The following is a 19,504-nucleotide window of genomic DNA, read 5'->3' as shown; positions in this document are numbered from 1 at the left end:
ACCCTGTCAGGGTAGTGCCGTGCGGGCCGGCACCACCATTCGCGGCTGGCAGTGCGGACAGTAGTAGAGCTCGCGCAGCTCGGTGTCCCTGTCCCCGAGCTGCTCGAGCGCCACGGGGGTCCCGCAGCGCAGGCACCCCCTGTGGGAGCGACCGTAGACCCACAGGTTGTTGCCGCGCAGCTGCCCGGTGGTGGCCCTGGTGCTGCGGTTCTTGTTCGCCTCGAGGAGCTTCTTCGACAGCTCCACCATGCGCGGCAGATTCGGCACCTCGCCCGTCGGCGTGAGCGGGTGGACACCGGCGAGGAAGCACAGCTCGCACCGGTAGACGTTGCCGATCCCGGCGAGATTCCGCTGGTCCAGCAGCGCCAGGCCGATGGGCCGTTCCGGCTCCTCGAGCAACCGCCGCAGCGCCTCGTCCGGATCCCAGTCCGGGCCGAGCAGATCAGGCCCCAGATAGCCGACGGCGTCGTCCTCCTCGGCCCGGGAGATCACCCGGAGGAACCCGAGTTCGAAGCCGACGACGACGGCGTCGTCGGTCTCCAGGATGCAGCGCGCCTTGAACGCCGGACGGCGCCATTTCTCCCCGCGCGCATACACGTGCCACAGGCCCTCCATCTTGAGGTGCGAGTGGATGTCCCAGCCGTCGTCGCCTCCGCCGCGGATCAGCAGGTGCTTCCCGTGCGCCACGGCCTCCTGCACGGTGTCGCCGGTGAAGTCCACGGTCGCGAAGCGCGGCACCCGGATGTCGCACCGCGTGAGGATCTTCCCTGCCAGGGCGCGGTGCAGCTCGCGGGCGGCCCGCCAGACGGTATCTCCCTCAGGCACGGATCCTCAGTCCCCTCGGCGTCGTGTAGAAGCCGGCGTCGGCGAGCGCACGGCCCACCTCGGTGTCGAGGATCTCGCCGCCGTTGACCTTCTCCAGCGCCATCTTGTCGGCCGCACCGCGCCGGATGATGGTCACCAGGGCGAGCGCCGCGGCGCGCAGCACGCCGGCTTCCTCCGTGAACACGAGCAGCGTCTTGCCGCCCCGCTCCACGTACAGGGCGAGCGCTCCGTCGACGAGCACCACGAGCGCACCGGCCTTCCGCCCGGCGCGGTGGCCGCCGTCGGCCTGGGGCCAGCTGAGCGCGGCGCCGTAGGGATTCGCCGGGTCGGTGGCGGCCAGGGCGACGGCGTGCAGCGGTGCGGCCTCGCCGCCGAGCACGTCCTGCGCGGTGGGGAGCTGGTTGTCGGCGCTGAAGGAGCGCAGCCGGTCCACCGTAGCGGGGACGGCGAACTGGGCGGCGCCGAGGTGCTCGATGAAGTAGCCGCGCCGGCACCGGCCCATCTCCTCGAGCCGGGCCAGCACCTTGTACATGAGACCGAAGCCGCCGGGGATGCCCTCCATGCCGACGGCGCCGCGCGTCACCACACCGTAGCGATCGAGCAGGAGCTCCGCCGTGGCGTGGGCGTGCAGTGTCCTCTCGGGCTCCACCGGGGGGAGGATGTTCCAGCGCCCGGCCGCCAGGGGAGGCGTGGCGCGCTGGTAGCCACCGCTCGCGCCGGCGCCGTCATCGGAGCCGGACGCTGCGCTCAGGCGCATCGACGCCCCGGTGAGGGATTTGCCCGGGGCGCGGCCGAGGCGTCCCGCGCGGGACGTGCGCGCCCGGGCGGGGACGGGTCGCTGCTTGTGGGCCGTCTTGCCGTTGGCGAGCAGGGCCCGCACCGGTGTGAAGGTGTCGTTGCTGATCCGCCCGGCCCAGACGAGATCCCAGAGGGCGGTGACGATCGCCGCGTCGCTCGTCGGCTCCTGCACGTCGAGCTGGGGCGTGAGCTGGCGCAGGAAGTAGCCGCCGCCTCCGGCCAGCAGTTCCAGGAGGGCCGACTGCAGGGCGGAGGCTTCGAAGTCGGGATCGGGCTTGAGCGTCAGGGCCGCGTTCTCGGCCAGGTGCAGGGCGATCCAGCCGTCGTTGCCGGCCAGCGATCCGGCGCCGGACCAGAGCACCTCGCCCGTCGCGGTCAGTTCGTCGAGCATGGCGGGGGAGTAGTTGGCCACGCGCTGGGCGAGGATCAGCGGTTCCCAGGCCGACGCGGGGATCGGCACGCCCGAGAGCTGGTCGATCACGGTGATGACGCCGTCGAGCCCGCGCAGACCGGAGCCGATATGCTGCCAGGCGGGCAGGAAGCGCCCGTAGGCCGCAGGGTCGACCGGCTCCACGTCCTGGCGCAGTACGGCCAGCGAGCGACGGCGCAGGCGCCGGAGCACCTCGACGTCGCACCACTCGCTCGCCGCGGGCGTGTGGACGGTGATGGTCCCGGGCGCCGCGCCGGACTCCGCGGAGATGTCGAGCGCCGGGACCGACTCCACGGGGCGGAACTCGCCCTCGATCACGCGGCCGGCACCGGCGAGGCGCTGCAGGGATCCGGCGACGACGGCGACGCCGAGTCCCAGCTGCGCGGCTGCTTCGGCGGCGGTGAACGGGCCGTGGGTGCGCGCGTAGCGTCCTACGAGGTCCCCGAGCGGATCCGCCACCGGCTCGATGAACGCGAGCGGGATGCCCATGGGCAGCGGGACGCCGAGGGCATCGCGCAGGCGTGCGGCGTCCTCGACGGCGGAGATCCTCTCCACACCGGCGATGTTCACGGTCAACGCTCGGTTGGCCTTCACGAGCGCTGCGACGTGCTCCCGTACGAGCTCGGGCGACGCTCGGCCGGCCAGTGCGGCAGGCTCGCCGTCGGCGCCGGGCGCGAGCTCGTGTGCGGCAGGATCACCCTCGATGTCGTCGGCGTCGTCGGCGTCGGTGGGTGCCAGTTCTGCGGTGGGCGGTGCCGTCGTCCCGATCCCGGCGGGGGCTTCGAGCCGCTGGGTGAGCTCGTCGACGGTGAGCGGTCCGAGCAGGCGCAGCAGGTCCGCGACCCCCTCGAGCCCGCGGGCCAGGCGGTCCGGCTTGAGCCGCTGCAGTTCCAGCTCGGTCTCGGCGATGACCCGCGCGTCGAGCAGCTCGCGCAGCTCCGCCCGCCCCAGGAGTTCGTTCAGCAGGGTCGGGTCGAGCGAGAGCGCGGCGGCGCGGCGCTCGGCCAGCGGGGAGTCACCCTCGTAGAGGAAGGACGCCACGTAGCCGAACAGCATGGACCGCGCGAAGGGTGAGGGCTGCTGCGTGGTGACCTCCACGATTCGCAGCTCCCTGCGCTCCAGGGACGCCGTGAGATCCTTCAGGGCAGGGAGATCGTAGACGTCCTGGAGCACCTCGCGCACGGTCTCCAGCACGATGGGGAACGTGGGGTACTTCTTGGCGACGTCGAGCAGCTGGGCCGAGCGCTGCCGTTGCTGCCAGAGCGGCGAGCGCTTGCCCGGGTTCTGGCGGGGCAGCAGGAGTGCCCGGGCGGCGCACTCGCGGAAGCGCGAGGCGAAGAGTGCGGAGCCGCCCACCTCCGCGGTCACCATGCCGTCGAGTTCCTCGGCGTCGAACAGGAACAGATCGGCGCCCGGCGGCTCGTCCTCCATGAGCGGCACACGCAGCACGATGCCGTCGTCTGAGGCCATGGCGGAGCCGTCCATGCCGTAGCGCTGCTCGAGGCGCGCACCGACCGCCAGGGCCCACGGCGCGTGCACCGGCATGCCGAACGGGCTGTGCAGCACCACGCGCCAGTCGCCGAGCTCGTCGTGGAACCGCTCCACCACGAGCGTCCTGTCGTTCGGCACCACCTCGGTGGCCTCCCGCTGCTCCGTCAGGTAGGTGATGAGATTGTCGGAGGCCCACGTGTCGAGGCCGATCGCCGAGCATCGCTCGCGTGCGGCCTCCGGTGTGCCGCCGGACATCTCGCGGTTGAAGGCGCCGAGCGCACGGCCCAGTTCCACCGGCCTGCCGAGCGAGTCACCCTTCCAGAAGGGCAGCTTGCCGGGCTGGCCGAAGGCGGGGGACACCAGGACGCGGTCGTGCGTGATCTCCTCGATCCGCCAGCTCGTGGCCCCGAGCGCGAAGACGTCGCCCACGCGCGACTCGTAGACCATCTCCTCGTCGAGCTCGCCCACGCGGCGACCGCCCGCCCGCGCGCCCTCGCCCTCCGAGCCCACGAGGAACACCCCGAAGAGCCCGCGGTCCGGGATGGTGCCGCCGGAGGTGACCGCGAGGCGCTGCGCCCCGGGGCGTCCCGTGATGGTGCCCTCCACGCGGTCCCAGATGATGCGCGGGCGCAGCTCGGCGAACTCGTCCGAGGGGTAGCGGCCCGCGAGGAGATCCAGGGTCGCCTCGAAGGCCGACCGCGGCAGGGTGGCGAACGGCGCCGATGCCCGGACGACGTCGAACCACTCCTCGACGTCGATGGTCCCGAGAGCTGCGGCGGCCACGGTCTGCTGCGCCAGGATGTCCAGCGGATTGGTGGGGATGTACAGGGGTTCGATCCGGCCGGCGAGCATACGCTCCACCGTGACCGTGGTATTGACCAGATCGCCGCGGTGCTTCGGGAACAGGACTCCCTGCGAGACCTCGCCCACCTGGTGCCCCGCCCGGCCCACGCGCTGCAGGCCGCTGGCCACGGAGTGCGGGGACTCCACCTGCACCACGAGATCCACCGCGCCCATGTCGATCCCGAGTTCCAGCGAGCTCGTCGCGACCACGCAGCGCAGGCGGCCCGACTTCAGGTCGTCCTCGATGAGCGCACGCTGGTCCTTGGACACGGAGCCGTGGTGGGCGCGTGCCAGGAGCGGCTCCGCCCCCTCGCTCTGGCCGGACTGCGCCATGACCTGCGCGGGCGTGCCGGTGGTGTGGGCGTACGACGGCGTCGGTGCGGTACCGGGCTCGACGGCTCCACGCTCGGCGTCCGGGCCACCGGCTGCCCAGACGGCGTCGCGCTCCCGACGTTCGGCGTGGATTTCGTTGAGCCGGGCGGTGAGGCGCTCGGCCAGCCGGCGTGAGTTGGCGAAGACGATCGTCGACCGGTTCTGCTCGATCAGGTCGACGATCTTCTCCTCGACGTGCGGCCAGATGCTCGCCTGCGGCACGGCGTCGCCGTCGTCGTCGGTGTTGGCCGCCGCGCCGCCGAGCTCCGTCATGTCCTCCACCGGGACGGTGACTGTCAGATCCCACTGCTTGTTCGACGGCGGCGCCACGATCTCCACCGGGGCGTTGCCGGAGAGGAAGCGGGCCACCGTCTCCTTGGGCTCCACCGTGGCGGAGAGCCCGATGCGCTGCACGGGCTTGTCCAGCAGGGCATCGAGCCGGGCCAGCGACACGGCCAGATGCGCGCCGCGCTTGGTGCCGGCGACGGCGTGGACCTCGTCGATGATGACGGTGTCCACCTCCATCAGGGTCTCCCGGGCTTTCGAGGTGAGCATGAGGAACAGCGATTCGGGCGTGGTGATGAGGATGTCCGGTGGGCGCGTGAGCATGGTGCGCCGCTCGGCCTGCGGGGTGTCGCCGGAGCGGACACCCACCGTGATGCTCGGTGCCGGCAGGCCGAGGCGCTTGGCCGTCTGGGTGATACCGATCAGCGGTGCCCGCAGGTTCCGCTCCACGTCCACGCCGAGAGCCTTCAGGGGGGAGATGTAGAGCACGCGGGTGGTGCGCTTCGGCTTCTTCGACGCCGGAGCCAGGCCCTTGGCCGGCGTCGGCGCGGGCTCGTCGTCGTCCCCGCTGCCCTCTCCGGAGGCGATCAGCCGGTCGAGCGCCCAGAGGAACGCGGCCAGGGTCTTGCCGGATCCGGTGGGCGCGACGACGAGCGCGTTGGACCCGGCGGAGATCGCCGACCAGGCCCCTTCCTGGGCCGGTGTGGGTGCCGAGAAGGCTCCGGCGAACCACTCATGGGTGGCCGGGGTGAATCTGGTCAGCACCTGCGTCATCTGTTCATCATGCCCCAGCGCGCCGACACTCGATCGCGTCGCTGGCGCGCTGTCCACCAGCCCGCGGAAGAGGGGAGGAACGACGCGTCGGACGGGGCGGGCAGCTTCCGCCGCGACCTCACCCGACGGGCTGGACGGCCCCCACGGTCATCAGGACGATCGAGCCCGCCGAGCACGCAGCGATGTCCTGCGGCAGGATCAGCGAGTCGGTGGCGCCGGGTGGGTAGACGCGGACGCCTGCGGCCTGGGTGAGACCGCAGTCGGCCCCGTAGTTCTGCGCGTTGGTCTGCTGCAGCGTCGTCGAGACGGACGTGCCCGGGGCGAGGGTGACGGGGACGACGGCGGCATCGGCGCGGTCAGCCGGCGCGCCGAGCTGGTTCCCGGCAGCATCGACGAAGGACACTCCCGGGTAGCCCGCCATGGTGCAGTCCGCCTGGGAGATATTGGTCAACCGGAGGGTCCGGTACACGCTGCCGGCCGCACCTCCGCCGAGCCGGCTCTCGACCGCTCCACCGAGCTGGGCCGCCGTGCAGGTGGCCGGCGCCAGGGGTGCGGAGGACGAGGCTGCGGAGTTCTGAGGTGCGGACGAGGCTGCCGGGGGCGCGGACGACGTCGTCGGGCCGGGCGGCACACTGGCTGCCGGCGTCGCGGCGGCGGAGGGCGTCTCGCCCGTGGTGGCGGTAGGAGCGGCGGTCGACCCTGCGCTCGCGATGTCGGGCGCGGTGGGCGACGACGACGCCGGTGCGGCTGCCCCGTCGTCGCCCACCGCGGACGCCGTGCAGCCGCTCACCGCGACCAGCGCCCCTGCAGCCAGAAGGGTCGTGATCCAGTACTTGCTCCCCAGCAATGTCGTCATGCCCTCACTGTAGGGTCGGCGCGCCACACATCCGGAGGGCGCAGCCAGGTGTGCCGAATCGTTATCCGGAGCCGGTCATTCGTGGTGGTACGAGCGACCGCCCGCTATCTCCTGGGCCCGGTAGACCTGCTCGGCGAGGATGAGGCGCACGAGCTGGTGCGGGAAGACCAGCGGGGAGAGGGACCAGACGAAATCGGCCCGCTGGTGGACCGCCGGGTCCACCCCGTAGGCGCCACCGATGATCACGGTGACGCTGCGCGAGGACTCCAGGGGCGCGAGCAGGGTTCGGGACAGGGCCGGGGAGTCGATGGCCTTGCCGCGCTCGTCGAGCAGCACCACGAAGTCTGTTCCCACCTTGCTGAGGAGCCGCTCCGATTCCTCGGTGCGGGCGGCGTCCTGCTCGCGGGCGGAGTGGGCGATCAGCTGCCAGGAGAGCTCGAACGGCTTCTTCAGGCGTTTGGTGTAGCGCTCGATGCCCTCCGCCACCCAGCTCTCGTGCTTGCGGCCCACTGCGAGCACCCGGATTACCATGGGCTCAGGCTATCGCCCGGATCACGGGTCCATGCCGCAGGCGATCGGACCGGGCCAGCAGCGCCGCAGGCGCAGCCGACGAGAAGGAGCACCACATGAAGAAGATCCTCATGGTTCTGACCAGCGTCTCCGAGCTCGGAGACACGGGTGAGAAGACCGGCTACAACGTGGCCGAGGCCGCGCATCCCTGGAAGGTGTTCAAGGATTCCGGCCACTTCGTCGACTTCGCCTCCATCAAGGGCGGGCAGCCGCCGCGCGACGAGGTGGACACGTCGGATCCCATCCAGGTCGCCTTCACCGAGGACGAGACCACCCGAGCGGGGCTCTACAACACGGCGCGCGTCGACGTCGTCGATCCGGACCAGTACGACGGCGTCTACCTCGTGGGCGGGCACGGCACCATGTGGGACTTCCCCGACAGCGAGGGCCTGCGGAAGCTCGTTGCCGCGGTCTATGACGCCGGCGGCCTGGTCGGCGCGGTCTGCCATGGGCCGGCCGGGCTGTTGGGCGTGGAGCTGGCGAACGGACTCCGCCTCGTGGAGGGCCGGAGGGTGGCCGCCTTCACCAACGACGAGGAGGTCGCCGCCGGCAAGGACACGGTCATCCCGTTCTTCCTGGCCGACCGGCTCGAGGACCAGGGCGCCACGCATGTCTCCGCGGAGGTCTTCGAGGAGAAGGTGGTGGTCGACGAGCGACTGGTCACCGGTCAGAACCCGGCGTCGGCCGCCGGTGTGGCCAAGGAGATGGAGAAGCTCCTCGCGGAGGTCATCCATCGGGAGAAGGCCGAGGAGCAGCACGAGACGGAGGCCGTGCGGGCCGAGAAGGATGCGCTGAAAGCTGCTGCGGAGGACAACGAGGGCTGAGCAGGCTCTCCTTACTGAACGCGCCCATCGCTCGCGTCAGTCGTTCAGCCTCTGGTACATCACATGGTCCTGCCAGACGCCGGCGATCTGCAGATACCTCGGAGCCAGCCCGTACTGCTCGAAACCCGCCCTGGCAAGAACTCGGCGGGAGGCAGCATTGCTCGTCAGCGTTTCAGCCTGGACGCGGTGGAGGCCGAGCTCCGAGAACGCCAGCGAGACGGCTGCCTGCACGGCCTGCGTGGCGAGTCCCCGGCCGGTTCGATCCTCGGCGAGCCAGTAGCCCATGCGGCACGACTGGAACGGCCCACGGACAAGACCGTTCAGGGTCAATCGACCCGCGATCGTCCCGTCGTCGTCGAGGATGACCAGTGGAACCGCGTCCCCGCGCTCCTGCCGCATCAACACTGCATCGATGTCGGCGCGTTGCCCGGCGACGGTGAAATAGCCCTCCTCGCGCAGCGGCTCCCACGGTGCCAGGAACCGACGATGACGCCGAAGTAGCTCCGCCAGCTCTGCGGCGTCGTGCACGCTGACGAGACGGAGGCGGGAGGACACGATCCCAGAGTGCCATGCCGTACCGATCTCCATGCTGATCGGCGGAGCAGTGAGCGCGGTATAGATGGTTCATGACCTTCGAACTCCGTCCCTGGACGCACGACGACGCGCCGGCCCTCCTGTCGGCCTACCAAGAGACTCCGGATCTGGTCACGCAATTCGGCGGCACCGATATCTCCTCCGTCGAACAGGCCCGGGTCTTCATCGGTGAGCATCTTGTCGCACTGCCGTCCCGCCGATCTTGGGCACTGAGTGTCGACGGCGCCGTCGTGGGCAACGTCGGCCTGTCGAACATCGAGCGCGAGCACGAGACGGCGTGGGCCTCCTACTGGCTCGTTCCCGCAGCCCGCGGCAACGGCTATGCAGCGCGGGCCCTCGGTGCCGCTGCCCTTTGGGCCTTCGACGACGGCCTCTTCCGTCTCGAGCTCGGGCACCGCGTCAATAACCCGGCGTCGTGCAGGGTCGCCACGCGGGCGGGCTTCGTTCCCGAGGGGATCGAGCGCGGGAAGCTGCGCTACGGCAGCCGACGGTTCGACGTCGAGGCCCACGCACGTCTCCACACCGACCCGGCACCAGACCTCGACGCCGTCAGCATCGCCGGGTGAAACCTCTCGTTCCTTCGGACAACACATCCTGGTAACGATGTACTGCTGTTCGAGGAGTTCTGCGGCTCTGTTGGTACCTTCTGACCCATGACACGACGGATGCGGGTGGGCGTTCCAGCGGTGACCCTGCTCTTGGCAGCGCTCCTCTCGGGCTGTACGGCGCAGAACGAGCCGGAGCCCGAGGGAGAACCCACTCCTGCCACGCCGTCGTCGGCGGGTACATCCGTCGCAGCTGACCCGGTGACGGGCACCTATACGGGGACCACCACGTTCGATCTCGGCCCTGCACCGGAGGGTGCCACCACTATCTCGATCACGCTGATGTGCCTCAGCCCGGGCACCTTCGGTGTGGAAGGCGGCGGGGAAGCCCTGTGCGACGACGGCGTCAACGAGGAGGCTCCCGGAGCTACCACCATCTGGTCGCTGCCTCTTTCGGCAGGTCAGGAATCGACCGAGGTGACCACGAGTGATCCGGACGCCACCTATCAGGTGAGAATCTTCTACAAGACCGACTGATCCAGTCCGGGGCTTTGCCGTGATCGTCGATTGCCGGCCCACCGGTGCGCTCCATGAGCTTCCACGGCCCTCCGCGAAGCGGGGTCAGAGTCGCGGTGATGTAGATGACGAAGGCTGCGGTGAAGGTTGCCGTCAGGCCGAAGGAGTTCGCAGCGAATCCGCCCAGGAGACCTCCGAGGGGCATTCCGGCCCAGGCTCCGGCGGTGATCAGCCCCAGGACCCGAGCGCGCAGGTGCGGTGGAATGCGCTCGAGCTCGACGGCGCCGATGATGGGATTGATCGCACCGGCTGCCAGACCGGACAGGATGAACACCCCGAGCAGCCATGGAGTGTCCAGGCCCAAGGCGGGCCCGAGCGAGGAACCGGCGACGAGGGTGTAGCACATGACGAACGGTACCCGGCGGGGGAGTCGGTGGGCGATGAAGCCGAACACGACGGAACCGAGGAGCGCCGCGCCGCCGAAGGCGCCGGCAATGATCCCGAGGGACGCCGGCCCGGCGAGCTCCTGGCTGGCATACAGGGGTAGCAGGGTGCCGCCCCGCGCGGCGTCGAGCGTATTCGTCACCAGGACCAGGACGATCAGCGGTCGGAGCAGGCGGTCGTCCCTGACGAAGCACAGCCCGTCCCGCAAATCCGTCCAGTAGCTGCCCGCATCGGCCCCGGCATCGGCCGTCGGGGCCGGCGGACGGACGAGGAGCCCCGTGATGATGGCGGAGAGCGCGAATGCTGCAGCGGTTACCAGAAGCGCGGGAAAGGCTCCGAGCGAGGCCACGAGGAGTGCTGCCAGGGGCGCCCCGGTGAGTGTCGCTGTACGGGTGGCACCGTCGAGGAAGCCGACGGATCGCTCCAGCGGAATCCGTGCCTCCGTCGAGAGGTCCGGGAGCAGGACGCGGCGCGCTGTCTCTCCCGGAGTGTCGAGAAGTCCGCCGAGGAACACCAGCGCAAGCAGTGCCGGGAACGGAAGGCCGGTCAGAGCTGCGAGAACGGGGACGAGCGCGATGGTCGCCCCGCTCACGACGTCGGAGCTGACCGACGAGCGCAGGTATCCGATGCGGTCGACGAGCACCCCGCCCAGTGGAGCACCGAGGACCACGGGAGCGGTCGCTGCTGCAGCTGCGATACCGACCTGAACCGGCCCACCGCCGGTTTCGAGGACAAGGAAGGGGATGGCGAAGAGCGTGACGACGTTCCCGGTACGCGACACCGTGTGGGCGGCCAACAGTGCCGTGAGGGACAGGCGGGCGCGTCCGGGAGTATTCATGTGGCGCTGCGATACGCCTGCATGAGGAGGAAGATCTCCTCGCCATCATCGCCGGCCGTGTGGTCAGCACTGATGGCCGCCCATTTGGCCTCGAGTGCATGGAAGTCGTCGCGGAGTTCGTGTAGTTGCTCCGCGGTGAGGCGGAGTCGGCGGTCGCTGCCGACGGCGCCGTCAACCCACACGCGGTCCAGCTGGGGCATGGACTCCACGTACGCCTCGTGCTGGCGGGCGTAATGCTGGCCCAGGATGCGGTAGTAGTCCTTCGCCACCCGGAACTTCTCGGGATCTCCGGCGAAGTCGGCGTCGTCCCACACCGTCTGCTCCTGGCTCGCTCGCCACCAGCGTTCACGCCGATCGCTGCCGGGGCGGGCGTCCTGCTCGATCAGCTCCGCTGCAGCGAGTTTCGACAGGTGATAGCTCAGGGTGCCGGGCGCCTCGTCGACATGCTCGGCCAGACTTGCCGCAGTCTGGGGGCCAAGACGCCGGAGTAGCCCCAGCAGACGGAGGCGGGTGGGGTGGGCCAGGACGCGCAGGTGAGCCGCGCTGTGCAGATTTCGCTGAGGTTCCATTCCTTCACGCTACTCCACAATGATCATTGCGCAATAGTTCTTGTGGATTGTTTGGTTCAAGTTGAGGCGCTGGCCTCCGAGGACGGCGTGGGTCTCCGGCTAGGCTGACGGCGAGTGCAGAAATACGAGATGGGGGAGCAGTCATGGCTATGAACGGGTTCGAGGTCGTCGTCCTCTTTGCGTGGATCGTGCCTCTGCTGATCGGTGCGCTGGTTCTGTACGTCGTCATCCGGTTGGGCGTGAAGCACGGGATGCGCTCCTACTACGCCGACGCTGCCACTCGTCCCGGCCCCTCCGAGTAGGCGGGCCGGCTCCACTGGGCTCGCAGCGCGCTGCTTGGCAGGCGGGCTACTGCAGACCGAATTGATCGTATGATCGCCTGATGCCAGAAACCGCCCCGTCCATCGGTGCCCATCTCAGCCGGACGCTGGCTCTGACCGTCACCGAGGTGTTCGCTCCGACTGTTCTGGTCGGTGTCTTCCTGCTGGCGCAGCCCCTGCTCACGCCGGGAGCAACCTGGCTGCAGTCGGTCACGGCTATGGTCTTCACCGTGGGTCTGCCCTTCGCACTGCTCCTGTGGCTGAAGCATCGTGGTGCTGTCACGGACCACCACATCAGCGTGCGCGAGGATCGCGCCCCGGTCATGGCATTCGCCGCGCTCTCGCTCGGAATCGGCGCGTTGCTGCTGGTGCACCTGGGTGCGCCGGCTGGGCTGTTCGGTGCGATCGGTGCGATCGGTGCGGTCTTCGTCGGTCTGGTGCTCTGCCTGCTGGTGAACCTGGTGTGGAAGCTCTCCGTGCACTCGGCTGTGGCCGCCTACATCGCGCTGGCGCTGCTCGCCCCCGTCCCGGCACTCGGACCGGCCCTTGCGCTGCTCCTGGCCTCCGCTGTCGGGTGGTCCAGGATCCGTGTCGGGGCTCACTCCCCGGGTCAGGTGCTCGCGGGTCACGCGGTCGGATGCCTGGTCTTCGCCGTGTCGCTGCTCCTGCCCTGACTTCCAAAGCCACTGCTGGTGGAGGTGCAACATGTGAAGACGTCGGTAGTGTGGCTCCGTGAGCGATCGGTACAGCAGGGGCATCTCGGTGGTCGCACACTCGCCCGAGTGGGCCCGCCAGTTCGAGCTGGTCGCCGGAGAGCTGGCGACGATCCTGGCCGGGGTGCCGGTGAACGCGATCGAGCATGTCGGCTCGACGTCGGTCCCGGGGCTACCGGCAAAGCCGGTCCTCGACGTCGACGTCGTCGTCCAGCGAGAGACCGTGACGAGCGCCATCAGGGCGCTCGAGTGCGGCGGATACATCCACTGCGGCGACCTCGGTCTGACCGATCGCGTAGCGTTCACCGCAACGGATGAACGGCCCTCCCGGAATGTGTATCTCTGCGTCGCGGACACGCTGCATCTTCGCAACCATCTGGCCGTGCGCGATGTGCTGCGGGCACGGTCCGATCTCCGGGACCGCTACGGAGCCGTCAAGCAACAGTTGGCCCGCAAACCGGGCATGACCATCGACCGCTACATCGCAGGCAAGTCCGCGGTGCTGCAGGAGATTCTGGCCGTGTCCACCCTGACCGACGAGGAGCGACGGCGGATCCTCGAGGTCACCGCAGGCTCGTGACCGGTGCGTCTCCGTAGCCCGCTGTGCAGAAGGCTCAGCTGTAGCGTGCGGTGATGGTCCGGGTGTCACCGTTCAGCGTGATGTGGCCGCCGTAGGGGATGATCCACTGGGGCCGCGTGTGCCCGAAGGGAACGCCGACGCAGACCGCCGCGTCCGGATTGTACTGACTGAGTTGCGACAGGACGGCGTCCTGCTGCTGCGCCCTCAGGTCGGCGCGCTCGCCGGAGCCCGGGCGCGATGAGGAGCTGCTGGTCGGCGCTCTGGCAAGGATGACCCCGTCCACAGCGCCGAGAATGCCTGCCTCGCCCAGGGAGCGGATCCAGCGCTTGACGGCGCTCGCAGGCGGGAGTTCCTCGCTCGTCTCCAGCAGCAGGATCGTGCCTTCGAGGTCGCTGGCCGAGGGCATCCGCTGGGCCACGGCCAGCTGGTCGATCACTTCGAGGCAGCCGCCCCACGTTCGGCCCGTCACCTCACGCCGCGGCCCGGCCCAGACCCACGGCTCGGTATCCTCGCGGTCGCCGAACTCGGTCAGGGCCCGCGGGTCGAGCCAGTCCCGGCCGAAGTCCTCCGATTCTCCGGGATCGGTGATCTCGAGGTCCTCGCCGGTCAGGAGGGCGGCTCGCAGTGAGGCGAGATGCACGTCGTCGAGGTGTGGTCCGGGGCCCAGATGCACTTGGCTGGAGCCACCGTAGAAGCCCGGGATGCCGTTGGTCCACAGCCAGTTGAGCAGATTCGTGTTGTCGCTGTAGCCGAGGAAGATCTTCGGGTCGGCCCGCGCGAGCTCGGCGTCGAGGTGGGGGATCACGGTCACCTGGTCGTCACCGCCGACCGTCGCGAGGATCGCCCGAATGCTTGGATTGGCGAACGCGGCGTTGATGTCCCTCGCGCGTTCTTGTGGACTCGCGCCGAGCTGGCGGGTGGTCGGGAACTCCACGGGGACCAGGCCGGTCGCCGTCGAGAAACGGTTCATCGCCTGCTCATGGACAGCAGGGGCGAAACCAGGAGCAGCGAACGACGGCGACAGGATCGCCACGCGATCGCCAGCGGTGAGCTTCGCCAGGGACCGCATCCGGTGGTCGTTCGTCATGGCATCATCCAAACACGGCGCTTCTACCGGGTTGGCAAGGCGCTCCAGGCCGTTTCGTCACAGGACAAGATCCTCCCAGACGAACGTCGTCGTCCGGCCTGTTTCCCAGTCGCGGCGCAGGATCGCGTAGGCCACGGACGCGAGAGGCTCGCCGCCCTCGACGGGCCAGCCCTCCCGGTAGTGGGCTTCCTTGACCCAGCCGCACTTGAGGAACGTTCGGCGCATCGCGATGTTGTCCTCCCGGGTCTGGCCTTCGAAACGGTCGACCTGCGGCATCGAGGTGAAGACGTGCCGCGTCGCAGCCTGCAGGACCTCCACGCCCAGTCCTCGTCCCCGGAAGGCGCCGTCGAGTCGCAGATCGAAGACCGGAGTGGGATCTCCCAGATCCTCGAGCCGAAAGAAGCCGATACGTCCGAGTTCGTCATGATCGATCCAGAAGGACTGATTGTCCTCGTCCTGGTACGCGCCCTCGCTGATGGCGTTCTCGATGTCTTCGCGGACCGGATGCGGTCTCCCGTGGAAGGGGAACTCGTTACGCGTCATGAAGTCGATCAGCGGTTCGCGGTCATGCCCGACGGCGTCGAGGGTTATGAAGCTGATGGGCATCGCTGAGTTCCTGTTCTCGGAGGAAGTCACGGGCCTAATACTTCCCGGTCCGATGATCGGTGACCGACCGAGCAGCGCTGTTGGCAGCCGAGGCAGCGCGAAGGAGAATCACTGTCTGGGCCAGGAGCGCGGCGACGCCGACGACGGCGCCTGCTTCCCCGCCCACGAGAACCTGCGCGCTGATGGTCAGCAGGACTCCCGCGCCTGCGGCCAGCCACATCTTTTTCACCACTGGAAGGGCAGCTGCATGCCCGGCGATCCAGGCGGTGTCTGATGCTTTGGTGTAGCGCGTACGGATCCCGCCAGAGGCATTCCGGCCAATCAATCCCTCGGCCGCCTGTCGTGTGACGAAGACACACACGGCAGGCAGACCGACGAGAGATGCGAGCAGAAAGAGCAGGCCTACGAAATCTTCGTCCATGGTGCCTGTGAGTCTAGCGATCCCGCTTGTGCAGAATGGCCGGTTCAACTTGACCGGACGGTTTTGGCGGCCCCGCCGGGGTCTTTCCCAACGGGGCCACAAGGCTGTCGACTACGGGACGAGGACGGCGCGTCCTGGGACGTTTCCGGCCTCGAGGTCGTCGAAGGCCTGGATGCCGTCCTCAAGAGAATACTGCTTCACATCGACGGAGATCTTCCCGAGTTTGGCGAGCTCGATGACTTGGCGCTGATCGGAGCGTGTCCCGCCATAGGAACGGCGCACATCGACACCCCACGGCAGAGTCGAGGTGAGCGCGTCGGCTGCGTAGGTGAAAGATCCCTCACCCAGACCGGCGAAACGAAGCGCGCCGTCGGGGGCGATGATGTTCGTCGCGAGGTCCACGGTCGGCTGGACACCGACGAAGTCGAAGACGGCATCGGCACCGTAGTCATCGGTGAGCGCCAGCACCTTCGCCGCGGTCTCGCCATCACTGATGAAGGTCTCGTCCGCGCCGTGCTTGCGGGCCAGCTCCAGCTTCTGCTCGCTCGAGTCGATGGCGATGATCCGGGCGCCCGTAGTGGCCTTGAGGATCTGAAGCCCCATATGTCCGAGGCCGCCCAAACCGATGACGACGGCGGTGGAACCCGGGGTGAGGCGGTGCCGGGCGCCGTTCACGGCATGCATCGGCGTCAGTCCGGCGTCGGCCAAGGGGCCGGCGGTCACCGGATCGAGATCACCGAGGGGTTCGAGGTAGCGTGCTTTGACCTTCATGTACTCGGCCATACCGCCATCGGGCCCGAGTCCCGGGCAGGGGGGCATGCCCAGGCGCCCTCCATAGTTCGCGCAGACATTGTCGCGGCCCTCGATACACGGACGGCAGACTCCGCATGCCCAGACGAGGTAGACCAGGACTGCCTGGCCTTCGGAAACCTCCGTGACGTTCTCGCCGAGCTTCTCGACGTAGCCGGCGGTCTCGTGGGCCAGCGTCATGTTCGGGATCGGCCACTCGGGCATGTGGCGCACGTGGATGTCCGAGTGGCACAGGCCAACTCCTGCGACCTTCACGAGGACCTCGTCGGAATCGATCTCGGGAACCGGTACGTCCTTGATCTTCAGGACACCGGCGGATTCAATCTGCAAAGCGCGCATGAGAAGCTCCCCTTGATAGGAATGACGCCCGTCATTGGACCTCGAATCCAGGCTAGGTGTTGTGGGTCATGAGGTTAGTGACACGGGTGGGTGTGTTGGTGTGAAGAAGGGGTAGGTCTCTGGTTGCAGGATGGAAGTACCTCTACAAGCCATTCGCACGAAGGACCTACCCCTCATGACCCACGCTAATGCCCCGTTGACCCCTGCTGGAAGACTGCGCCTGGTCGAGCGCTGCCAGCACCGCCCGATCGCCCACGTCGCCGCGGAAGCAGGGGTGGCACGCCAGACGGTGACGAAGTGGGTGCACCGGTACCAGGTACTTGGTGAGGCTGGGCTGGTCGACCGGTCCAGCGCACCCCACACCAGCCCCACCCAGATCCCCAAGACGGTGGTGGACCGGATCGAGGTCCTGCGTCGGGAGCACAATGGACGGCACGGCAGATCCACCTCGAGCTCGTCCGGGACGGTCACCGGATCTCCTCGGTGACCGTGGCCCGCTGGTTGCGCAGGCTCGGGATCTCCCGTCGGCGGGACATCGACCCCACCGGTGCCAGTAACCGCACCAGCACCAAGATCGTGGCCCGGTATGCCGGGCACATGGTTCATCTGGATGTGAAGAAAGTCGGACGGATACCCGATGGTGGGGGCTGGCGGGCCCACGGACGCGGCTCCGCGGCCGCCAAAGCCGCCGACCGTGCCAAAACCGGCCCTTCGCAGTTGAGCGTGGGTAGGGCGGTCGGGGACTAACGCGGCAGGGGTTCGCTGGGGTTGTTGCGGCGTGGTGTGGGAGGAATGAGGTCAGGGCCTCTTTGAATTGGTAGCGACCAAGCAACCGAGATTCAGAAGAGACCCTGACATGAATAACTCTATGTCGTGCTCCGGCGACCGCTGGTGCGCACGCGCGGACACCATGCTCGGCGTCGCCAGCATCCACCTCACTACCGTCACGACAACGCCGACGGCCCTGGTCCTCGGCGTTGAAACCGGCGACACGATCGCTGGCTGCCCGGCCTGCGGAGTCATCGCGGTCGGCCACGGACGCCGACCGGTCCGGCTGCATGACATCCCGTGTTTTGGCCGGCCCGTGCGCCTGGTCTGGTCCAAACGCATCTGGCGGTGCCCAGACCCGGGATGCCCGACGACCACGTTCACCGAAGAGCACCCGCTGGCCAGTCCACGGTCGAAGCTCACCGGCCGGGCCATCGGGTGGGCGGTCGACGCCCTGTCCCGTTACGACACCTCAGTCTCCGCCCTGGCCTATCAACTCGGGGTGTCCTGGCACACGCTCTGGGACGCGATCACACCCGAGGCGATCCGCCGCACCACCGGGCCCGGACGGCTGACCGGAGTCGACGCTCTCGGTGTCGATGAGCACGTCTGGGCTCACACCGGACCACCGGGCACGGGTATGGTCACCGGCATTGTGGACCACACCCGCGACGCGAACGGCGTGGTTCATGCGAGGTTGCTGGATCTCGTTCCGGGCCGGTCGGGTAAGGCCTACGCCACCTGGCTCACCGACCACGGCCCGAACTTCACGACCGGCATCAAAACTGCGGCCCTGGACCCGTTCCGCGGGTACGCGAACGCGATCCGCGACGAACTCCCCGAAGCCATCACCGTGCTCGATGCGTTCCATGTCGTGAAGCTCGGCTCGGCCATGGTCGACGAGGTCCGCCGCCGTGTCCAGCAGAACACCCTCGGGCACCGCGGACGCAGCGGGGATCCGCTCTACGGAATCAGACGGACCCTGCAATGCGGGGTCGAGCACCTCACCGACAAACAAGTTGCCCGCCTGAACACCAAGCTCGACTTCGGGGACCCCGACCACGAAGTCACCCTCGCCTGGCAGTGCTATCAACAGCTCCGCTCGATCTATCACGTCAAACCGGAGAAGGGCCGGGCCCTGGTCGCCACCATCCTGGCCTCGTTCCCCTCTTGTCCGATCCCCGAGATCGCACGACTCGGCCGGACACTACGGCAGTGGAAGTCCGCGATCCTGGCGTACTTCGACACCGACGGCGCGTCCAACGGGCCTACCGAAGCCGTGAACGGTGTCATCGAAACCACCCGCCGCATCGCCCGAGGATTCCGCAACTTCACCAACTACAGACTCCGCTGCCTCCTCGCCGCCGGCGGCCACCGCCCCTACCGCACGAAACGAACCAACCACGCCTAAATGCGAAGGGCCCCAAAACCACAGCCAGGACCGCCGCCAGGACCGAAGGGAAGACGACCGGCGGCCGGGCCGGGTACGTGTACTTGCACTCGGCCGTGGACGGCTTCTCCCGCCTGGCCTACACCGAGGCCCTGCCCAACGAGACCGCGGCGACCACGATCGGGTTCTGGTCTCGTGCCAGGGTCTTCTTCGCTGCCCACGGCATCCACCGCATCACTCGTGTCGTGACCGACAACGGGTCCAACTACCGGGCGAGGAACTTCACCCGGACCATCGTGTCCACCGCGGTCCGCCACCAACGCATCCGACCCCACACCCCGAAGCACAACGGCAAGGTGGAGCGCTACAACCGGACCCTCGCCGAAGAGCTTCTCTACGCCCGCGAATGGATCTCAGAAACCCAGCGCGCCGACGCCATCACCATCTGGAACATCCACTACAACTACCATCGAGCACATACTGCGATCGGTGACCAACCCCCAGCCTCACGCCTCCACCAGACCATCACCAACGTCATGACACAGAACAGCTAGGGAAGTCGCTGAAGAGAGAGCAATGACGTTAGCCCCGTGCCATGCGCACCACCGGACGCCTCATCAGCTGCGGCTATATGGCAAAAGTAAAACCCCCGCGCTCCCAGTGCTTATGCAGGATTCGCGGGGGTTTCAGTGGCGGTGACCGCGGAGATGCACGGGTCAGGTCATGGGACCGGTGCAGCGACGTCGGACCTCTCCAAGGGGCTCGATCGAGTGGGAAGGCTCGGTAGCTCCCGCCGCACTACTCTGACGCATCTGCCCCTAGGGCGTGTCTCCTAACCTTTTGGTGGGATGAACGAGATGATTGTGGAATGTCGCGTACTCGTAGTCTTTCGGATG

At 68.4% G+C, this 19,504-nt stretch carries 18 protein-coding genes and 2 pseudogenes; 9 read left to right on the top strand and 11 right to left on the bottom strand.

Annotated features, from left to right (window positions below):
- Window positions 1-6: 6 nt before the first annotated feature.
- From Q0747_RS02980 to Q0747_RS02965, 4 genes are all read right to left on the bottom strand, one after another.
- The gene (locus Q0747_RS02980) at window positions 7-825 is read right to left on the bottom strand and encodes a DNA-formamidopyrimidine glycosylase family protein (RefSeq protein WP_298251784.1); all 819 of its coding nucleotides are present in this window, start codon (window positions 823-825) and stop codon (window positions 7-9) included.
- On the bottom strand, window positions 818-5,818 hold the full coding sequence (locus tag Q0747_RS02975) for a DEAD/DEAH box helicase (protein WP_298251783.1): 5,001 nt from the start codon (window positions 5,816-5,818) through the stop codon (window positions 818-820). Before Q0747_RS02975 ends, Q0747_RS02980 begins: the two co-directional genes overlap by 8 nt.
- Window positions 5,819-5,936: 118 nt before the next feature.
- Window positions 5,937-6,674 (bottom strand): DUF4232 domain-containing protein, encoded by a 738-nt coding sequence (locus Q0747_RS02970; protein WP_298251782.1) that lies wholly within the window; start codon window positions 6,672-6,674, stop codon window positions 5,937-5,939.
- Window positions 6,675-6,749: 75 nt separating this feature from the next.
- Window positions 6,750-7,205: a 23S rRNA (pseudouridine(1915)-N(3))-methyltransferase RlmH gene (locus Q0747_RS02965; protein ID WP_298251781.1), complete on the bottom strand. Its 456-nt coding sequence runs from the start codon at window positions 7,203-7,205 to the stop codon at window positions 6,750-6,752.
- A 95-nt stretch (window positions 7,206-7,300) separates the two neighbouring features.
- Here Q0747_RS02965 and Q0747_RS02960 point away from each other — a divergent pair, with 95 nt between their 5' ends.
- Complete coding sequence (locus Q0747_RS02960; protein WP_298251780.1) at window positions 7,301-8,068, top strand: type 1 glutamine amidotransferase domain-containing protein; 768 nt, start codon at window positions 7,301-7,303, stop codon at window positions 8,066-8,068.
- A gap of 36 nt (window positions 8,069-8,104) precedes the next feature.
- On the opposite strand, the gene Q0747_RS02955 is transcribed toward Q0747_RS02960, so the two are convergent.
- Window positions 8,105-8,623, bottom strand: a complete 519-nt coding sequence (locus Q0747_RS02955) for a GNAT family N-acetyltransferase (protein WP_298251779.1) — start codon at window positions 8,621-8,623, stop codon at window positions 8,105-8,107.
- A gap of 71 nt (window positions 8,624-8,694) precedes the next feature.
- Here Q0747_RS02955 and Q0747_RS02950 point away from each other — a divergent pair, with 71 nt between their 5' ends.
- Window positions 8,695-9,228, top strand: a complete 534-nt coding sequence (locus tag Q0747_RS02950; RefSeq protein ID WP_298251778.1) for a GNAT family N-acetyltransferase — start codon at window positions 8,695-8,697, stop codon at window positions 9,226-9,228.
- An 87-nt stretch (window positions 9,229-9,315) separates the two neighbouring features.
- On the top strand, window positions 9,316-9,744 hold the full coding sequence (locus Q0747_RS02945) for a hypothetical protein (protein WP_298251777.1): 429 nt from the start codon (window positions 9,316-9,318) through the stop codon (window positions 9,742-9,744).
- On the opposite strand, the gene Q0747_RS02940 is transcribed toward Q0747_RS02945, so the two are convergent.
- Window positions 9,635-11,005 (bottom strand): MFS transporter, encoded by a 1,371-nt coding sequence (locus Q0747_RS02940; protein WP_298251776.1) that lies wholly within the window; start codon window positions 11,003-11,005, stop codon window positions 9,635-9,637. The two genes, Q0747_RS02945 and Q0747_RS02940, sit on opposite strands and share 110 nt — an antisense overlap.
- Complete coding sequence (locus Q0747_RS02935) at window positions 11,002-11,574, bottom strand: helix-turn-helix domain-containing protein (protein ID WP_298251775.1); 573 nt, start codon at window positions 11,572-11,574, stop codon at window positions 11,002-11,004. Before Q0747_RS02935 ends, Q0747_RS02940 begins: the two co-directional genes overlap by 4 nt.
- Window positions 11,575-11,717: 143 nt before the next feature.
- Between Q0747_RS02935 and Q0747_RS02930 the strand changes: the two genes are divergently transcribed.
- The 3 genes from Q0747_RS02930 to Q0747_RS02920 all read left to right on the top strand — a co-directional run bounded on the left by Q0747_RS02930 (window position 11,718) and on the right by Q0747_RS02920 (window position 13,187).
- On the top strand, window positions 11,718-11,876 hold the full coding sequence (locus Q0747_RS02930; RefSeq protein WP_298251774.1) for a hypothetical protein: 159 nt from the start codon (window positions 11,718-11,720) through the stop codon (window positions 11,874-11,876).
- 80 nt (window positions 11,877-11,956) lie between these two features.
- The gene (locus Q0747_RS02925; RefSeq protein WP_298251773.1) at window positions 11,957-12,568 is read left to right on the top strand and encodes a phosphatase PAP2 family protein; all 612 of its coding nucleotides are present in this window, start codon (window positions 11,957-11,959) and stop codon (window positions 12,566-12,568) included.
- Window positions 12,569-12,626: 58 nt separating this feature from the next.
- The gene (locus tag Q0747_RS02920) at window positions 12,627-13,187 is read left to right on the top strand and encodes a GrpB family protein (RefSeq protein ID WP_298251772.1); all 561 of its coding nucleotides are present in this window, start codon (window positions 12,627-12,629) and stop codon (window positions 13,185-13,187) included.
- Window positions 13,188-13,221: 34 nt separating this feature from the next.
- On the opposite strand, the gene Q0747_RS02915 is transcribed toward Q0747_RS02920, so the two are convergent.
- From Q0747_RS02915 to Q0747_RS02900, 4 genes are all read right to left on the bottom strand, one after another.
- Window positions 13,222-14,274: a S66 peptidase family protein gene (locus tag Q0747_RS02915; RefSeq protein WP_298251771.1), complete on the bottom strand. Its 1,053-nt coding sequence runs from the start codon at window positions 14,272-14,274 to the stop codon at window positions 13,222-13,224.
- 57 nt (window positions 14,275-14,331) lie between these two features.
- A complete protein-coding gene (locus Q0747_RS02910) occupies window positions 14,332-14,880 on the bottom strand; it encodes a GNAT family N-acetyltransferase (protein ID WP_298251770.1) in 549 nt (182 codons plus the stop codon).
- A gap of 34 nt (window positions 14,881-14,914) precedes the next feature.
- A complete protein-coding gene (locus Q0747_RS02905) occupies window positions 14,915-15,301 on the bottom strand; it encodes an SdpI family protein (RefSeq protein WP_298251769.1) in 387 nt (128 codons plus the stop codon).
- Window positions 15,302-15,412: 111 nt separating this feature from the next.
- Window positions 15,413-16,450 (bottom strand): NAD(P)-dependent alcohol dehydrogenase, encoded by a 1,038-nt coding sequence (locus tag Q0747_RS02900; protein WP_298251768.1) that lies wholly within the window; start codon window positions 16,448-16,450, stop codon window positions 15,413-15,415.
- Window positions 16,451-16,625: 175 nt separating this feature from the next.
- Here Q0747_RS02900 and Q0747_RS02895 point away from each other — a divergent pair.
- The 3 genes and pseudogenes from Q0747_RS02895 to Q0747_RS02885 form a co-directional block, all read left to right on the top strand.
- A pseudogene (locus Q0747_RS02895) lies at window positions 16,626-17,149 on the top strand (leucine zipper domain-containing protein); the annotation flags it as partial.
- Between the two features lie 157 nt (window positions 17,150-17,306).
- Complete coding sequence (locus Q0747_RS02890; RefSeq protein WP_298251767.1) at window positions 17,307-18,629, top strand: ISL3 family transposase; 1,323 nt, start codon at window positions 17,307-17,309, stop codon at window positions 18,627-18,629.
- 71 nt (window positions 18,630-18,700) lie between these two features.
- Window positions 18,701-19,162 (top strand): annotated as a pseudogene (locus Q0747_RS02885) (integrase core domain-containing protein); the annotation flags it as partial.
- Window positions 19,163-19,504: the final 342 nt, after the last annotated feature.

The sequence above is a fragment of the uncultured Arthrobacter sp. genome (genome assembly GCF_947493765.1).
In the GTDB taxonomy this organism is placed as follows: domain Bacteria; phylum Actinomycetota; class Actinomycetes; order Actinomycetales; family Micrococcaceae; genus Arthrobacter_D.
This window is presented reverse-complemented; position numbering and strand designations above follow the sequence as displayed.

What these genes read in the sequence shown, in the direction of transcription:
- Q0747_RS02935 (WP_298251775.1), bottom strand. Translation starts at nt 11,574, where the DNA reads ATGGAACCTCAGCGAAATCTGCACAGCGCGGCTCACCTGCGCGTCCTG.
- Q0747_RS02925 (WP_298251773.1), top strand. Translation starts at nt 11,957, where the DNA reads ATGCCAGAAACCGCCCCGTCCATCGGTGCCCATCTCAGCCGGACGCTG.
- Q0747_RS02940 (WP_298251776.1), bottom strand. Translation starts at nt 11,005, where the DNA reads ATGAATACTCCCGGACGCGCCCGCCTGTCCCTCACGGCACTGTTGGCC.
- Q0747_RS02970 (WP_298251782.1), bottom strand. Translation starts at nt 6,674, where the DNA reads ATGACGACATTGCTGGGGAGCAAGTACTGGATCACGACCCTTCTGGCT.
- Q0747_RS02945 (WP_298251777.1), top strand. Translation starts at nt 9,316, where the DNA reads ATGACACGACGGATGCGGGTGGGCGTTCCAGCGGTGACCCTGCTCTTG.
- Q0747_RS02930 (WP_298251774.1), top strand. Translation starts at nt 11,718, where the DNA reads ATGGCTATGAACGGGTTCGAGGTCGTCGTCCTCTTTGCGTGGATCGTG.
- Q0747_RS02965 (WP_298251781.1), bottom strand. Translation starts at nt 7,205, where the DNA reads ATGGTAATCCGGGTGCTCGCAGTGGGCCGCAAGCACGAGAGCTGGGTG.
- Q0747_RS02905 (WP_298251769.1), bottom strand. Translation starts at nt 15,301, where the DNA reads ATGGACGAAGATTTCGTAGGCCTGCTCTTTCTGCTCGCATCTCTCGTC.
- Q0747_RS02950 (WP_298251778.1), top strand. Translation starts at nt 8,695, where the DNA reads ATGACCTTCGAACTCCGTCCCTGGACGCACGACGACGCGCCGGCCCTC.
- Q0747_RS02890 (WP_298251767.1), top strand. Translation starts at nt 17,307, where the DNA reads ATGAATAACTCTATGTCGTGCTCCGGCGACCGCTGGTGCGCACGCGCG.
- Q0747_RS02915 (WP_298251771.1), bottom strand. Translation starts at nt 14,274, where the DNA reads ATGACGAACGACCACCGGATGCGGTCCCTGGCGAAGCTCACCGCTGGC.
- Q0747_RS02975 (WP_298251783.1), bottom strand. Translation starts at nt 5,818, where the DNA reads ATGACGCAGGTGCTGACCAGATTCACCCCGGCCACCCATGAGTGGTTC.
- Q0747_RS02960 (WP_298251780.1), top strand. Translation starts at nt 7,301, where the DNA reads ATGAAGAAGATCCTCATGGTTCTGACCAGCGTCTCCGAGCTCGGAGAC.
- Q0747_RS02910 (WP_298251770.1), bottom strand. Translation starts at nt 14,880, where the DNA reads ATGCCCATCAGCTTCATAACCCTCGACGCCGTCGGGCATGACCGCGAA.
- Q0747_RS02900 (WP_298251768.1), bottom strand. Translation starts at nt 16,450, where the DNA reads ATGCGCGCTTTGCAGATTGAATCCGCCGGTGTCCTGAAGATCAAGGAC.